This window comes from Shewanella sp. AS16, from assembly GCF_021412365.1.
GTDB lineage: Bacteria > Pseudomonadota > Gammaproteobacteria > Enterobacterales > Shewanellaceae > Shewanella > Shewanella salipaludis.
This window is the reverse complement of the sequence record NZ_JAKCLK010000005.1, coordinates 76,911-93,064: the sequence shown is the minus strand read 5'-3', so window position 1 is coordinate 93,064 and position 16,154 is coordinate 76,911. Positions and strand designations below refer to the sequence as shown.

At 57.4% G+C, this 16,154-nt stretch carries 15 protein-coding genes and 1 tRNA gene; 4 read left to right on the top strand and 12 right to left on the bottom strand.

The annotated features are described in order from the left end of the window. The first annotated feature begins 55 nt into the window (after positions 1–55). The gene (cls, locus tag LZP73_RS13670) at positions 56–1,513 is read left to right on the top strand and encodes a cardiolipin synthase (protein ID WP_234235569.1); all 1,458 of its coding nucleotides are present in this window, start codon (positions 56–58) and stop codon (positions 1,511–1,513) included. 177 nt (positions 1,514–1,690) lie between these two features. Further along, positions 1,691–3,580, top strand: coding sequence for a flavin monoamine oxidase family protein (locus LZP73_RS13665; RefSeq protein WP_234235568.1), 1,890 nt, complete (start codon positions 1,691–1,693; stop codon positions 3,578–3,580). 217 nt (positions 3,581–3,797) lie between these two features. On the opposite strand, the gene LZP73_RS13660 is transcribed toward LZP73_RS13665, so the two are convergent. The 8 genes from LZP73_RS13660 to LZP73_RS13625 form a co-directional block, all read right to left on the bottom strand. After that, a tRNA-Ser gene (locus tag LZP73_RS13660) sits at positions 3,798–3,885 on the bottom strand. Positions 3,886–4,118: 233 nt separating this feature from the next. Next, entirely contained in the window at positions 4,119–4,751 is a 633-nt protein-coding gene (locus LZP73_RS13655) for a YchE family NAAT transporter (protein ID WP_234235567.1), read from the bottom strand. A gap of 372 nt (positions 4,752–5,123) precedes the next feature. After that, on the bottom strand, positions 5,124–6,512 hold the full coding sequence (locus LZP73_RS13650) for an ATP-binding protein (RefSeq protein WP_234235566.1): 1,389 nt from the start codon (positions 6,510–6,512) through the stop codon (positions 5,124–5,126). A gap of 95 nt (positions 6,513–6,607) precedes the next feature. Then, complete coding sequence (locus LZP73_RS13645; protein WP_169562723.1) at positions 6,608–7,267, bottom strand: response regulator transcription factor; 660 nt, start codon at positions 7,265–7,267, stop codon at positions 6,608–6,610. Positions 7,268–7,366: 99 nt separating this feature from the next. Continuing rightward, positions 7,367–8,734 carry a DUF3570 domain-containing protein gene (locus LZP73_RS13640; RefSeq protein ID WP_234235565.1) on the bottom strand — a complete coding sequence of 456 codons (1,368 nt, stop codon included), beginning with the start codon at positions 8,732–8,734 and terminating at the stop codon, positions 7,367–7,369. Beyond that, on the bottom strand, positions 8,725–8,949 hold the full coding sequence (locus LZP73_RS13635; RefSeq protein ID WP_326490357.1) for a DUF4266 domain-containing protein: 225 nt from the start codon (positions 8,947–8,949) through the stop codon (positions 8,725–8,727). The genes LZP73_RS13640 and LZP73_RS13635 overlap by 10 nt, the downstream gene beginning before the upstream one ends. A 29-nt stretch (positions 8,950–8,978) precedes the next feature. Further along, a complete protein-coding gene (locus LZP73_RS13630) occupies positions 8,979–9,446 on the bottom strand; it encodes a TlpA family protein disulfide reductase (RefSeq protein ID WP_234235563.1) in 468 nt (155 codons plus the stop codon). A 146-nt stretch (positions 9,447–9,592) separates the two neighbouring features. Further along, positions 9,593–9,934 (bottom strand): FKBP-type peptidyl-prolyl cis-trans isomerase, encoded by a 342-nt coding sequence (locus LZP73_RS13625; protein ID WP_234235562.1) that lies wholly within the window; start codon positions 9,932–9,934, stop codon positions 9,593–9,595. Positions 9,935–10,142: 208 nt separating this feature from the next. On the opposite strand from LZP73_RS13625, the gene LZP73_RS13620 reads away from it, so the two are divergent. Together LZP73_RS13620 and LZP73_RS13615 are read left to right on the top strand one after the other, a co-directional pair. Then, positions 10,143–10,655, top strand: coding sequence for a GNAT family N-acetyltransferase (locus LZP73_RS13620; RefSeq protein ID WP_234235561.1), 513 nt, complete (start codon positions 10,143–10,145; stop codon positions 10,653–10,655). A gap of 50 nt (positions 10,656–10,705) precedes the next feature. Continuing rightward, positions 10,706–11,173, top strand: a complete 468-nt coding sequence (locus LZP73_RS13615) for an OsmC family protein (RefSeq protein WP_234235560.1) — start codon at positions 10,706–10,708, stop codon at positions 11,171–11,173. 51 nt (positions 11,174–11,224) lie between these two features. Here LZP73_RS13615 and LZP73_RS13610 read toward each other — a convergent pair whose 3' ends face one another. From LZP73_RS13610 to LZP73_RS13595, 4 genes are all read right to left on the bottom strand, one after another. Next, the gene (locus LZP73_RS13610) at positions 11,225–11,503 is read right to left on the bottom strand and encodes a peptidylprolyl isomerase (protein WP_169562730.1); all 279 of its coding nucleotides are present in this window, start codon (positions 11,501–11,503) and stop codon (positions 11,225–11,227) included. A gap of 133 nt (positions 11,504–11,636) precedes the next feature. Next, complete coding sequence (locus LZP73_RS13605) at positions 11,637–12,851, bottom strand: RsmB/NOP family class I SAM-dependent RNA methyltransferase (RefSeq protein WP_234235559.1); 1,215 nt, start codon at positions 12,849–12,851, stop codon at positions 11,637–11,639. A gap of 197 nt (positions 12,852–13,048) precedes the next feature. Further along, positions 13,049–14,311: a sugar MFS transporter gene (locus LZP73_RS13600; RefSeq protein ID WP_234235558.1), complete on the bottom strand. Its 1,263-nt coding sequence runs from the start codon at positions 14,309–14,311 to the stop codon at positions 13,049–13,051. A gap of 139 nt (positions 14,312–14,450) precedes the next feature. Beyond that, positions 14,451–16,088 (bottom strand): alpha-glucosidase, encoded by a 1,638-nt coding sequence (locus LZP73_RS13595; protein ID WP_234235557.1) that lies wholly within the window; start codon positions 16,086–16,088, stop codon positions 14,451–14,453. Between the last annotated feature and the right edge of the window lie 66 nt (positions 16,089–16,154).

Sequence of the window (16,154 nt, the reverse complement as noted above, 5' to 3'; positions counted from 1 at the left end):
ACCATGCACACTGACATCATCCCTGAGCTCATAATTTAACCGATAATGGCTACCCATGGAACAAGTTTATCACGCCATCACACTGCTGTGGTTCAATGTCTACTGGTTTGCTGTCGCCGCCATCACCCTCAGGGTGGTGTTCAAACGCCGCGCCATAGGGGTGTCGTTCGCCTGGCTGATGATCATCTATGTGTTGCCCCTGGTGGGGATCCTGGCCTACCTGATGTTTGGCGAACTCAACTTGGGCCGCAAGCGCGCCAAGCGTGCCAAGCAAACCTTCGGCCCCTATGCCCGCTGGTTCCGGCGCGCCTACCGGGATTGCCTGCCGGATGCCGAGGCCCTGCGGCCCTATGGCAAGTCCATCAGCGCCCTGTGCGAGCGCCAATTGGGGATCCCGGCCCTGAGCGGACACAGGCTCAGCCTGCAATCCATTCCCGCACAGATACTGACGCAATTGGTCGAAGATATCGCCACGGCGCAGCACAGCATACATATCGAATTTTACATCTGGTACCCGGGCGGACTGGCCGATAAGGTGGCCGACGCCCTATGCCAGGCGGCGGCTCGCGGCGTCAGCATCAAGCTGCTGCTCGACGCCGCCGGCAGCCGGGAATTCTTCGACAGCCAGTGGCCAACAGCGCTCTCGGATGCCGGCGTCGAAGTGGTGGCGGCATTGAATGTGTCGCCTTTCAGGATGTTTTTCCAACGCCTGGATCTGCGTTTGCATCGCAAGATAGTCGTGATCGACAACCTCATCGCCTATACCGGCTCGATGAATCTTGTCGACCCGGATTACTTCAAAGTCGGGGCCAACATAGGCAAATGGGTCGACATCATGGTCAGGATCGCAGGCCCGGCCGTGTCGGTACTGGATTGCATCCACGCCTGGGACTGGGAAAACGAGACTCAGGAGCGCCATTTCACCACGCCACCGGCGCCGCCGAGTTGCCCCGCCGTCGCCCCCCTGGATGTGGTCCAGGTCATCCCCTCAGGACCTGGGATGCCGGAGGAAATCATTCATCAGGCCCTGCTGCAATCCATCTACCAGGCCAGGAAGAGTATCGTCATCACCACACCCTACCTGGTCCCCAGTGAACTCCTGTTGTTTGCACTCGAATCTGCGGCCAGACGCGGTATTCGGCTCGACATCATAGTCCCTGGCAGGAATGACTCCCTGATGGTGGAGTGGGCCAGCCGCGCCTTCTTCGGTGAACTGCTCAGCGCCGGCGTCAGGCTGCACAGATACAATGGCGGCATGTTGCATACCAAGTCTGTGGTGATAGACGACACCCACTGCCTGGTTGGCACTGTCAATCTGGATATGCGCAGCCTATGGCTGAATTTCGAGGTGACCCTGGCCATAGATGATCCCATCTTCACCGAACAGCTCAGCCAACTGCAACTGAGTTACCTGGAAAACACCACGGAAATTGATGCCAGACAATGGCGCCAGCGCCCCCTGCTGAAGCGGCTGTTCGAGCAATTTTTCTATCTCTTCAGTCCCCTGCTCTAGCCGGAACGGCTGGAAACCGGGCGGCGAGCCATGCCGGTAGCTAAGGCATAAAATCATACAGTCCAATAACTTGCATTCAAGTAAAACTAGGCTAGCCTTAATCCGTTTGCCGCAAGGACTGTGGTTCCCGCTCGCGGGGCGGTAAACCTCATCATCACGATACTAAGGAGTGTATCCATGTCTACCAAGCTGAGTCGCCAATCTTTCTTACAGCAACACCCCAAAGCCCGAGCCTGGGCCGCACTGAATAATGCGGTAAATCAACAAAACACCTTAACCCAGGGGCCCGCCAGGCTAACCCAGGGCAAATATGCCGGCAAAACGGCGGTGATCATAGGCGCGGGTGTCGCCGGCCTGACGACCGCCTATGAACTGCTGGCCCAGCACTCAGGCATGGAGGTCATACTGCTCGAAGCCCATAATCGTACCGGCGGCCGCTGCCTGACCCTGCGCACCGGCGATACCTTAACAGAAGATGTCAACAGCGAGCTGTTCGGCTCTACCCCGGGCGAAACCCAGGTGGTGCGTTTCAGCCGGCCCCTGGGCGACAGCGAACCCTATCTCAACGCCGGTCCTGGACGCATTCCCTCCAGCCATAAGAGACTCTTGCATTACCTGCAGCAGTTTGGTGTCGAGGTCGAAGTCTATGTGATGAACAGCAGTGCCAACTTAAGCCAGATGGCCGGCGGCCCCTTCGCCGGCAAGCCCGTGGTCAATCGTCGTCTGGATCACAATACCCGCGGCTGGATCTCGCAAATGGTTTACCAGAATGCCGCCAGCCTGCTGGAAAACCTGCCGCAGCCGGTGGCCAAGGCCGACTTGCCGGATCTGACGGCCAAGTTACAGAGCCTGATGGTCACCTTCGGTAACTTGACCCATGATGGTCGCTACATAGTCAGCGCCAATGAAGATGGTCAGGACGATGGCGCCTCGGACAGGGCCGGCTACAGCGTCCTGCCCGGCGTCGACAGCGGCGTGATTGCCGAAGCCCTGAGCCTGGACAGCCTGCTGCAGTCCGAATTTTGGGCCAAGACCCGCATCTATCAACCGGAAGACTTCCTCTGGCAGCCTACCCTGTTTCAGCCCGTCGGCGGCATGGACAAGGTACAACATGCCTTCGCCCAGGAAGTGGCGGCGCTGGGTGGCACTATCCACCTGAATCATCCGGTCAATAAGATCGCATGGGATGAGGCAAGCCGGAAATTCACCATTTCTGTCTCGACCATGGGCAGCAATGAATCCAAGACCTTCGTCGCCGATTACTGCTTCAGCAACATGGCCATTCCCTTCCTGCAGCAAATTCTCTCCGACGAATTGCAAGCTGCCCAGGGGTTCGATGCCGGCTTCAACCGGGCGCTGCAGGCCGTATATCAGGCGCAATTCAAGCCACAACCCGCTGTGTTGCCCGATACCTTCAGTCCCCGCTTCCTCGCTTGCACTACCAAGGTGGGTTGGCAGGCGGATCGCTACCTGTGGCAAGGCAGCCCGGTGACCACAGAATTCGATGCCGTCGCCAACTGTGAGGTATCGACAGTGCCCAGCTCTGAGCTCGGGGTAGTGCCTATCTTCGGCGGGATCTCCTGGACGGATGATCCCATCACCCAGATCTGGTATCCCAGCACCGGCTATCACGACAAGAAAGGCACACTGACCGGCTGCTACAACTTCGCCGAGAATGCCTACAAGATGGGCAAGGAACCCATAGGCGTGCGTCTCGAGCAGGCGCGCAACGGCGCCAAGTTGTTCGGCGAGGCCTTCGGTGCCGGTCTGGAGAATGGGGTGGCGATCGCCTGGCAGAATATGCCCTACATCAAGGGGGGCTGGGCCCAGTGGAACTATGTGGATGATTCGGTAGCCCACTTCAACGTGCTTACCCAAGGCACTGGGGTGAATGGCGGGCCGCTGAACTTCTTCATCGTCGGCGACCAACTCTCCTCCTTGCCGGGTTGGCAGGAAGGGGCCATCGCCTCGGCGCTCAATGCCCTGAGCCGGATGGAGATGCCACACCTGGCGATACCGCATCTCACCAGCCTGCCGGACACACGCCTGATGGTAGAAGGTGTCTAGCCCAGGTTAGGCCAAGGCCGCAAGGCGCTCACTGAAGCAAAAACGGGGACCGGCAAGTGCCGGTCCCCGTGCTTTAATCCGGCGCTGCGGCAAAGCGGGAGTCTAGCCGAGTGGGGGTAATTGCCAAACAAAGATATCAATTTGCCCAACTATGGCCCCAAAAATGCCCCAAAGCAAAAACGGGAACCAGTAAGTACTGATTCCCGTTCTTTTAATGTGGCGGTGAGAGAGGGAGTCGAACCCTCGATACGTTTCCGTATACACACTTTCCAGGCGTGCTCCTTCGGCCACTCGGACATCTCACCATATTCAAATCCCGTTTACGTGCCGGATCATCACGTCTTGCTGCATCCCTGGGGATGGTCGATTGGGTCAATGCCTGGCTTAAAGGCTTTCCTTGTCGACGGAGCGGTACTTTACGCAAAAGGTATTTGGGGGTCAAGCTAAATCACCGCCTCTTATCTCGTTTGCACAAATGCTAAGCAATCCTTGCGATTGAAACAGTTAGCCTGACCCCTGGGGTACGAAAACGCAGCCGTCAGCCCAGCAGGTGTGGGAAGAGCCCCTTGAGCCCGGCGGCCATGACCTCTATGCCGATGGACAGCATCAGCAGCCCCATCAGACGCGTGATAACGTTGATACCCGTCTTGCCCAAAATCTTATAGATAGCCGAGGCCATGCTGAACAGAGCGAAGCTGAGCAGACCGAAGAGGATCACGGTCGCGGACATGGCCACTGCGTCTGCCAGCGTCCTATGCTCGGCGGCGAACACTATGACAGAGCTGATGGCGCCGGGCCCCGCCATCAGGGGCAAGGCCAAGGGGACCACGGCAACCGACTCCATGCCCGAGGCCTCCCTGTCTTCTTCTTGGTTGCGCTTCACCTCCCCCAGCTTACCCTGCAACATGGACATGGCGATGAGGGCTATCAGGGTGCCACCGGCGATCCTGAAGGCCGACAGGGAAATACTGAACATGTTCAGTATATGTTGCCCCGCCACCATGGTGACCAACAGGATGACGACCACGGCAAAGTTGGCCACCTTGCCAGTATGGTTGCGCTCGGCGGCGCTCTGGTGACTGGTCAGGCTGACGAATACCGGCAATAATCCCACCGGATTGATGATGGCGACGAGTCCGAGAAAAAATTTTACGTAGAGTGTCAAATCCACTTTGTGTCCTTTGGCGTCTCTTGCGCCGGCTGAAATGCATTATGGGTCGAGTTTACCTGCAGTTGGCATTTGGGGAAGTGATAATTTCTCACAGTACAGCCAGTTGCGCCTGAGCTTATCCCAACGGCATGAGGGCCGGGACGCCCACACATCCCTGACAGCTTCCCTGAGTCATAGACTTCCGAATAAAACACCCTGGCTGCTGAGGCATTTTAGTTCAACATTTGTTTTTTCACTCATTTCACTCATTTCACTCATTACACTCATTACACTCATTACACTCATTACACTCATTACACTCAACGCCCGTCACACTCAATGCCTGCCAACCCAACGCCTGCCCTTGCCCGTGGTCAATTTGCGACTCAAGGGTCAAGGGCAAGCGGCCGGCAGCCTCAGGCTGACAATCAAACCGCCCCCGCTTCTCTGGGCCAAGGACAGGCGGCCACCATGCAGCTCGAGTATATGGCTGCAGATGGATAACCCGAGTCCTGAGCCATTGCCCTGATTTTCATTCACCCGGTAGAAACGCTCGACGGCATTGGCCAGCTGCTCGGACGTCATGCCCTCGCCGCGATCCGCGATCCGTATCTCGACCTCCTTGCCTATCCTGTGGGCACTGACCTCTATCAGTGAAGCCTGTGGGCTGTATTTGCAGGCGTTCTCCAACAGATTCTTGAACACCAACTCCAGATAGAAGGGTTCGGCCTGGATGGTAAACCCAGGGTCTACCTCTATCTGCCACTCATAATCTGTGATCAGCGGCATGAGCTGATTCAAGCTGTCTTCAACCAGGTTCAATACCGAGCATGGCTCCAGGTGCAGCTCATCCAGGGAGTCGACCCTGGCCAGCAGCAACAGCTGCTCCAGGGTGTGGCTCAGGCGCTCGACCCCGGCGTCTATGGCATTGAGGTGCACCTTGGCCTGGGGCATGTCGGCCAGCATCTCCCTGAGTCCATCCTGATGCAGCTTGATGACCGACAGCGGCGTCTTGAACTCATGGGCCGCGTCGGCGCTGAAGCGACGCTCCCGCTCGAGAAAGCGGGCTATGCTGCCGATATACAGGTTGAGTGCGGCCCGCACCGGCATCAACTCCCTTGGCAGAGGCAGGGTCAGAGGGGTAAGGTCCCGGGCCGAGCGCGCGCTCAGGATCTTCTCCAGCCGGGAGATGGGCCTGAACAACCAATAGGAAATGAGGCTGATGATAAGCAGCATGAAAGGCACCACCAGCGCCGGCACCACCACGGCATTGTGCATGATTTGGGATACCAGTTCCTGGCGCACTTCATCCTGCTGGGCGGTGATGATCCAAATGCTGTCTTCGGGGGAGTAATAGCTGAAGACGTGCCACAGCTCTCCGCCATAGCTGCGCCTATGATACCCCTGAGTGAACTCTGTCAGGGGCTCGGCGCCGACATTATCGGATAGGAAGAGTACCCGCTTGTCCCGACTCCAGATCTGAAAGGCCAGCTTATGTTCATAGGCCAACTTGAGTGCATCGGCCTGCTCGGTGAAGCTTTCGGCACCGGATGTCGGCACCTGCAGCACCCTGGGTTTCAGCAGCAGCGCAGCTTCATGCTCCTGGGGCACCTCATAATGATAAAACAGCCCCAGCAGCTTAGCGGTTTGCACCATCTGGGCGTCGAACAATTCTTCAATCTGATGCCTGGCATCCTGGGTGCTGAACCAGCTGGAAATGCCCACCGACAGCACTATCCCCAGCAACATCAGCGCGGTAAGCAATAAACGCAACGAATACATAATCAACTCCGGCCGTTCCGACAGCCAACCCAATAATTTAACTCAAGCGAACGAGATGACGACGGCGATTCAGCCGTCGGGAAAGACCATCCGGCTCAGTCTATTTCGACCAAGGTATAGCCTATGCCCCTGACGGTTTTGATCAGGTCATTGGCTGTCTTCTTGCGCAGATGGTGTATATGCACTTCGATGGAATTACTGCCGACCTCGTCCCAGCCATAGGTCAACTGCTCCAGCTGCCTGCGGGTCAGCACCCGGCCTGCAGATTGCGCCAACTCAAGCAACAACTGGTATTCCCGCCGCGACAGCTGCACCGGCTCGCCGCGAAACCTGACTTCGCGGCTGTCCATGTCTATGCATAAGGCGCCCAGGCTGAAGCTGTTGTTGTTCAACCCGTGCTGGCGCCGCACTATGGCACGGATCCTGGCGGCCAGTTCACGCACATCGAACGGCTTACTCAGGTAGTCGTCGGCGCCCATGTCCAGGCAGGCCAGCTTGGTATCGAAATCCGTATTGGCTGTCAGTACTATGGTGGGGATGGCTATGCCTTGCTGGCGCCAATGCTTGAGCAGGGCCTTGCCCGAACCGTCGGGCAGGCCCAGATCCAGCACTATGGCACTGAAGGCCTCGTTCTTGACGCCGCTGAGCGCCTGCTGATAACTGCATAGGTGATCCACCTGCATGTCCAGTTTCGCCAGGCTCAGGCAAATGCCATCGGCCAGGAGTTGGTTGTCTTCCACCAATAAAATTCGCATTCTGCTGTCTACTACCTGTTGGTGTTACTTAACACTGCATATATGATCCGCGCCCCGGAAAACGGCCGAGAATCCGACCTCGGACTTGGTCCCGCGCGGCTAGAAGGCATAACTTATCTGGGCGCTGATGACTCTGACCGAGGGGAACAGCTTGTAGGCTTGCAACCCCTCGGGGATCTCTGTGCCATTGTTGTGTGGCTGTTGGCGATAAAACTCGAGCCGAAAGGCCAGCTCACGATCGCCCGAGAGTCGCCGACCCAACTTGAGCCCCAGGGTATAGCTGGTTAACTCGCCGATGCGATAGTCGGCACTGGCAAACTCGGGCAACGCCTGGTCCGTCAGCAACCAGGGGCGATAGAACTCGGCGGCCCCCTGGCGATAATACCTCAGGTGCAGCTGGCCATAGAAACTGCCGGAGAAATAATAACGATAATGGCTCTCCAGCGTCTGGGAGCTGAGTCGCCAGTCATCCCTGTTGTAGCGATAAGACACATCCACTACCCCTGAATCCAGCGCCGTCTTGGTCATGAGGAAGAAGCTATGCTTCAACCTGCTGTCCGGCCTATGCTCATAGCGATAGGCCTGGGTCACGCCCGCCGCATCGACCTGGCTGAGAAACTTATAGGGATCGGTCAAATACCCCTCGACCGACGACAAGCCATAATTGGCCTGCAGTAACCATCGGCGATTGAGCACCTGGGTCAGGCCGAGCAGGAGATCCAGGGTGCGCTTGTCGTCGCTGCGGCCTTCACGTGTGAGTGCAAAGGCCCGACGGAAGCTGGCCTCTGTGTCGTCTTCGGTGCGCAGCACCATGGCCGACAGCGGCTTGGGACGGCCCCCTTCGGGTTCCAGGATGTCGAAGCTGTAGGCCGCGCCGGCAAACAAGGTGGTGTTGTCTTTGTTGAAGCCGCGTTCGGCACCTGCGTTGACGCCGAAGGCGTTATAGTCAAACTCCTTGGAGCCATAGAGCCCCAGGTTGGTCTTCCATTGCGACGACTGGGGTTGGCTCCAATTGGCACTCAATTGCAGCCGGGTATCGTGAAAGGTATCGTCGAGCGGCGTCTCGCCGGCGGCAATGCTGTATTGACCATCACCTGAGGGACGGGTGAAGGTTTGTTCCTGTCCCTGGGGAATGGCGCCGCTGGCCGAAGCCCCGGTCAGGCTGTCGAGCAGCACCTTGACATCGAGCACTGTCTCGTCTGCATAGGTTTTCTTGGCCGTGCCTATGGCCTCTATCGCCTGCACCCGGCCTTCCTCACCGTAATACATGAGCGCGGCATCGACCAAGTGCCAGTCCTGGTCGCCATTCGACTCGGCCGCCATCACGCCCTGCCCCAACAGGCTGCAGCTGGCCAGTGCCAAGGCGCCTGCTATGCAGGGTTTCCTCGGGGGCCCGAGTGTCACGCCCGGCTGACTCTCCCCGGCATGGGTTTGGCCGTTGGCATCCTCCTCAGGTGTCAGTTGCATCCACAGCCTCCGCCGGCAAAGGCGCGCCCGCCACTGCTGCCTTCCTTGCTGAAATAGATATGGTCATCCTGGGCCAGATCCAGCTTCTCGTTGTCCAGCGCCATATCGTTGCGCGCCAGCTGATCCCGCTCCCATGGCTCGACGCCCAAGCCGGCACAGCCGGACAGGCAAGTGAGCAACAGCAATGCGACCACCTTGCTCCCTGTGCCATGCATGGCACCTGCAATAACCTGAGCTCTCATGTTCACTCCTTCAACACCCGCTGCAGCTCTTGTTCATAAGCCGCCGTATTGCGCTGGAAGAAACCCACGTGGCTGCCAACCAGATTGCCCTGGCGATCGAACAGATAACTGCTGGGCATGCCCAGCAGTTCGAAGCTACGGGCGACATTGCCTTCGGGATCGAAGCGCAACTGGAAATTCGCCGGCACTTGCTGCAGAAACTTGTCCGCCAACGCCCGTTCCACATCCAGGTTGACGGCCACCACAGTCAGTCCCTGCTCGCCATACTTTGCCTGCATGCTATTCATCCAGGGAAAGGACTTGCGGCATGGCGCGCACCAGGAAGCCCAAAAGTCCAGGTACACCACCTGCCCCTTGAATTGTGTCAGGCTGACGAGTTCCCCCTCCGGGTTCAGCAGCCTATGCTCCAGCGAAGGGGCGGCATAGAGGTTGAAGCCGAGCAGACTCAACAACAAGAGGCAAATTTTCATTGGCGACTCTCAATGACTATCTAATAGTTGAATATTAAGATCTTCTCGCGATAATGACCAACTTTTAGTGGCATAGTTTTTGTGCTCATTGTTCCTGTACTCTGGGCCCTTTGCTCTAGCTCCTCTGCCATCAGCCCTCTGCCGACTCATTCATCCCGGGTCAGCACTTCCAACAATTCTATCTCGAAACTCAGATCTGAATTGGCGGGAATGAGGGCGCCGATCTGACGCTCACCATAAGCCAGATGGGCCGGCACCTGGAGTGTGCGTTTGCCACCGACCTTCATCCCCATGAGCCCCAGATCCCAGCCCTTGATCACCCTGCCGGTGCCAATCACACACTGAAATGCCTGGCCCTTGTCATAGGAGGAATCGAATTGAGTACCGTCCTCCAAGAAACCCCGATACTGAGTGGTGATCAAGGCCCCTTTCACTACTGCCTTGCCTTCGCCCACCAACACATCTGTTACGATTAATTCTTTATCCATATTCCCCACCCGGGTTTATCTGTCATTCGCTGCCTCGGCCTGGCCGGGGCGCGGTTTAGCCCACATGTTAGCATATGCGGACGCGATGATTCCCGATATCCGCCTGGATGAGATAGTAAATCGGCGAGCCTTAAGCCCTTGTGTCAAAATTGAAAACTAAATATAGTCAGTGGGATACAGAAAAAACAACAACAAGACGGAGTCCTGGGTGCCGGATAGTCAAACAGAGGCGAATGTACAACTTAGCAACCTGACAGAGGCAGATATCCCCCTGCTGCTGGACATGCTCTATGCGCTGGGCAAGAGTGATGGCGTTAGCCAAATAACCACCTCGAAAGCGGATATCCTTGAGCACTTTTTCGGAAAGGCCCCGATCGCCTTTGCCAGGTTGATCTGCTATGGCCGGCAGATAGCCGGTTTCATCATCTTCAGTTGGAAATGGGCCAGCTTCACTGGCAAGAAAGAAATCTATATGCAGGCGCTCTATATCATGCCGCCCTTCAGACGCCAGGGGCTGGCTCGCAGCGCCATGGCCGCACTGGCCAGCATAGCCTTGGCAAACGGCTGCAGCCGCATCGAATGGTATCTGGTCAAAGACAAAGCCATGAGTCATGACTTCTATGCGTCTATCGGCGCGCATCTGCTCGAGCATATGGCCATTGGCAGGCTATCAGGCAGAAATCTAGCTGAGCTGGCGCAGATATCGCCGGCTGCTAGCTAACCCGCTGTCACAGAATCTAAATGCAACAATAGCGTCCAGAGGAGAAAAAGATGTCAAGCTACTCGGCCAAGGTGAGTTGGCAACGCGGCAAGGATGAAGCCTATCTAGACAATAAATACAGCCGCGGCCATGTCTGGTTATTCGACGGCGGCGTGACTGTACCTGCCTCCTCCTCGCCCCAGATAGTGCCCTTGCCCTATTCTGTCGCGCAGAATGTCGATCCCGAGGAGGCCTTCGTGGCATCTCTGTCCAGCTGTCACATGCTGTTCTTCCTCGCTATCGCCGCCAAGCACAGATTTGTGGTCGACACTTATCTTGACGAGGCCGTCGGCATCATGGCACAAGACGCAGAGGGAAAGCTGGCCATGACCCAGGTGACGCTGCGGCCCAAGATAGATTTTTCCGGCGATCGCAAACCCACCCTCGCCCAGCTGGAACAGATGCACCACCAGTCCCACGCGCAATGTTTCATCGCCAACTCGGTCAAGACCCGGGTCGTTACCGAAATCCTGGCTTAGCGCAGGCAAAGCAGGAACAACACCGCCATCAGAGCACAAAAAAAAGCCGGCTCAGGTGCGGTATATGGTCTGGATCAGGTGGTAACCGAACTGGGTTTTGACCGGGCCATGCACCTCCAACACAGGCTTCTTGAAGACCACCTGATCGAAGGCCTTGACCATTTGTCCAGGGCCGAATTCGCCCAGATCGCCGCCCCGCTTCTTCGACGGGCACAGGGAATGTTTCTTCGCCAGCTTGCCAAAATCTTCGCCGCGGGCGATCTGGCCCTTGAGCTTCTCGGCTGCTTCCTTGGTGTTCACCAATATGTGTCTCGCGCAGGCTCTTGCCATCTCTCTACCTCTTTCCGCTACTCTGCTGCTACTTAAGTGTGCTTAACGCTGATTACTGTGTGCTTAAAGCGGATTCTCGTTGCCCGTCGCTGAGCCATACCGCCAAGCCCGGGGGCTTGGCCCCTAGTCTTTATTACTCGGCGATGCGCTCGATTCTGGCCAGATAGAAACCGTCGAACCCGCTGGCGGCCGGGCTGATGCTCTCATCGTCGAGCAGGCGGAAGTTGGAGTTGGCACCTAGGAAGGCATCCACCTGATGACGGTTCTCGTCCGGCAGTATGGAGCAAGTGGCGTAGACCAGTATGCCACCGACCTTCAGCATACGGCTGTAGCTCTGCAATATGTGTTGCTGCAGTTCCATCAGCACGGGCAGACGCTCGGGCGTATCGCGCCACTTGGCATCCGGATTGCGTTTCAATACGCCGAGCCCTGAGCAAGGCACATCCAACAGCAGCCTGTCGGCACTCAGCTTGAGGCGCTTGATGGTCTTGCTGCCGACGATCAGCCGGGTCTCGACATTGTGGGCATGGGCGCGGCGACCACGTTCCTTGAGCTTATCCAGTTTCCATTGCTCGACATCCATCGCCAGCAAACGTCCCTTGCCCTGCATCTGCGCGGCGATATGCAGCGTCTTGCCACCGGCACCGGCGCAGGCATCTATCACCCGCATGCCAGGCTTGGCATCCAAGGCGGCGGCGACCAACTGTGAGCCTGCATCCTGCTGCTCGAACCAACCCGCCTTGAAACTCTCGGTGCGAAACAGTGCCGAATCCGACAGCACTTCCAGCGCCGTCGACACGCCTTCCACAGCCTGGGTCAGCACATATTCGCCGGCCAGCTTTTCCGCTAACTGTTCGCGACTGCATTTAAGCTCGTTGACCCGCAAGTAACGTTTTGGCGCCTGATTGAGCGCCGCGCGCTCCTGCACCCAGTTTTCACCCAACTGGGCCTGGCCCAGATCGTCCAGCCACTGGGGACAGCCATCCCATAACACGGGCTGGTTTTGGGCGATGGCGAGGCGGGAGGCGTAGTCTTCGCGATCCACGGGCAAGGCGTACTGCATCTTGGGCAAATCCAGGCCATGGAACAGGTGCCAGACGTTGAGCAATTTAGAACCGAACCTTTCCATCTCTTCGGGCTTGATGTCGGCGAGATAGCAATAGAGATTGAGGCGGCGCAGGATATCGCCCGTCACTATGGTGATCCTGGCCTGCTCCGCCGGCACCAGTTGCAGTCCGGAGAAATGTTGGGAATAGGCTCTGTCGAGCGGTTTACCTTGAGATAAAACCAGGGATAACACACTGATCACTAATTCGGTCGAGCTGGCGGAAAGCGGAGAATTCAACATTAAAGGCACCCTGGATGATAAAACCGGCAGATCATAGGAGGTCGGGCGACGATAAGCAAGCCTGCCCGGCCGCTATCGCCACTTAACTTAAGATAAAATGCCGCTGCAGCGGCAATTGTTTCCCTCGGCGGCCAAGGAGGCTTGCACCAGGGATAAAAAAAGCGACCCTGAGGTCGCTTTCGGCTAATGGACAAAGATCACAACTTGGCGCCCTTGGCACCATAGAAGAGAATGAAGCCATAGCAGATAACCGGCAGGATAAACGCCTGCTGTATGCCCATGCTGTCGGCCATCAGCCCCTGGATCAGCGGCAGTATGGCGCCACCCACTATCGCCAGGCAGAGTATGCCACTGCCCTGTGAGGTGTGCGGCCCAAGATCCCGCAGCGCCAGGCTGAAGATGGTCGGGAACATGATGGAGTTGAATAAGCCGACGGCCAGGATAGCCCACATGGCGACGCTGCCACTGCTATTCATGGCAACCAGGACCAACAAGGCCGCCATGGTGGCGTTGAACGCCAATACGGTTCCGGCAGGGATCCTTTGCATGATCACCGAGCCGAAGAAGCGCCCTACCATGGCGCCACCCCAATAATAGGCTATGTAGTGGGCCGCATCGGCTTCCTTGAGACCGGCGATATCCGCCTCACCCAGGAAGTTAACCAGAAAGCTGCCGATGGACACCTCGGCGCCGACATAAACGAAGATGCCTATGGCCCCCAAGAGCAGGTGGGTATAGGCGAAGGCGCTGGACTTGTCCTGGCTGTCTGTGGCCTGAAGCTGTTCCTTATGGGATTGAATCACAGGCAGGTTCAGCTTGGCGAAGATAAGGGCCAAGGTGGCGAGCGCCCCGGCGAGCAACAGGTACGGCAGCTTGACCACTTCGGCTTCGCTCTGGGCCTGACTCATGTCTGCGGAGACGACAGTCGCCACCGACAAGATCAACAGGGTGCCGAAGAAAGGCGCGACCGTCGTGCCCAGGGCATTGAAGGCCTGGGTCATGTTCAGGCGACTGGAAGCGGTTTCCTTGCTGCCCAGGGCGTTGACATAGGGATTGGCCGCGACCTGCAGTATGGTGATACCGGATGCCAGCACGAACAAGGCTCCGAGGAATAGCCCATAGGTGGCAGAAACCGCGGCAGGATAGAACAAGCCACACCCCAGGCTGGCGATGATGAGCCCTGTCACTATGCCCTGCTGGTAACCCAGCTTCTTGACCAGCTTGCCCGCGGGCAGAGACACCAGGAAGTAGGCGCCGAAGAAGCAGAACTGGATCAACATGGCTTCGGCATAGTTGAGCGAGAACACCGCCTTCAGGTGGGGGATCAGGATGTCGTTCAGGCAGGTGATGAAACCCCACATGAAAAACAGTGAGGTCAGCGAGATCAACGCGAACCTGTAGTTGCCTTCGCCGGCACTGCCGACACTCGTGGTGCTTGTGTCATTGATGGATAACGCCATAAGGGTCTCTCTTTGTTGTTTTTGTAATCGTCGTTTTGGTGCTTGACTCTGTATCCGGCCCGGGCGTGGCCTTGGACGGGCCACACCCAAACATCAGTTGTGAAATATTTTCATTCGGTTTTCACCGGCTATGCCTGAGTCAGCTGCATTGCAATTGGGCATAGAAACTGCCAAAGGCAGGCAAACTCAACTGCGCCTGTGCCAAGGTGCCCGTCTCCAGGCCATGGTCATCCAACACAGCGACTATATCATGGCCGGCGAGATCAATCTCAATCCGCTCGGCGGACAGGTTGAAACACACCAGGTACCGTCCGGCTGCGCCGCTGCGGATGAACCCCAGCACGGGCTCCTTGGCATCGATAAATTTGATATCACCGTCGACAAGCGGCCTGTGCTTAGCGCGCCAGGCCATAAAATGCCGATAACTGTGCAGCACTGAGTCGGGTTGCAGCTCCTGCTGTTCCACCGCCAGCTGTTGGTGCTCGGCCGGCACGGGTAGCCAGGGCTCGGCGGCGCTGAAACCCGCGTTGACCGCATCCGCCTGCCATGGCATGGGGGTGCGGCAACCGTCACGGCCCTTGAACATGGGCCAGAAGGTGATGCCGAAGGGATCCTGCAACTGGTGATGCTCGATGGACGCCTCGGTCAAGCCCAGCTCTTCGCCCTGATAGCTGCAGACACTGCCACGCAGGGATCCCAGCATGGCGTTGAGCATCTTGGCAAGCGTGGGGGTCTCCTGTCCCTTGCCCCAGCGGCTCAGGACACGTTGCACATCATGGTTGCCTATGGCCCAACAGGGCCAACCATCGCCTATGCTGGCTTCGAGCGCCTCCACAGTCTGACGAATGTAACCCGCACTGAAATCATCGGTCAACAACTCGAAGCTGTAGGCCATGTGGAGTCTGTCATCACCCTGGGTGTATTCGGCCATGGTCGCCAGCGAATCTTCCGACGAGACTTCGCCCAGGGTCACGGCCCCTGGGTAACGGTCGATCAGCGCCCTGAGTTCCTCGACGAAACCCACAGTCTGCGGCCGGGTGTTGTTGTAATAGTGATACTGATAAGCATAGGGATTGTCTTCGCTGAAACCGCGTCCCTGGCGCTTATCCTTGGGTTTGGCCGGATTATCCCTGAGCAATTCGTCATGGAAACAGAAGGTAATGGCATCGAGACGGAAACCATCGACGCCCTTCTTCAACCAAAACTCCACGTTCTCCAGCACGGCACTGCGCACCTCAGGGTTGTGAAAATTGAGATCCGGTTGGCTGCGCAGGAAGTTATGCAGATAATACTGTTGCCGGCGCGGTTCCCACTCCCAGGCGCAGCCGCCGAAGATGGCCAGCCAGTTATTGGGCGCGCTGCCGTCTTCCCTGGGATCGGCCCACACGTACCAGTCGGCCTTGGGGTTAACAGCAAGATCGCGGCTCTGGCGGCTCTGTTCGAACCAGGCGTGTTGATCCGAGGTATGGCTGAGCACCTGATCTATGATGACCTTGATCCCCAGACTATGGGCCTTGGCGATCAGCTCATCGAAGTCATCCATGGTGCCGAACAGGGGATCGATCGCCAGATAATCGCTGATGTCATAGCCGAAGTCTTTCATCGGTGACTTGAAGAAGGGCGAGATCCAGATCGCATCGACATTGAGGCTGGCGATATAATCGAGTTTATGGATAATCCCTTGCAGATCGCCGATACCGTCATCATTGGTATCGAGCAGGCTGCGTGGATAGATCTGATAGATGACGGCGCCGCGCCACCAGGTTAACTCACTCATTCTTGCCCCTTTTCACTCGCGATAGGTGTGCTGAACTTCGGTCGAAACCGTTACACCTTTGTTGCC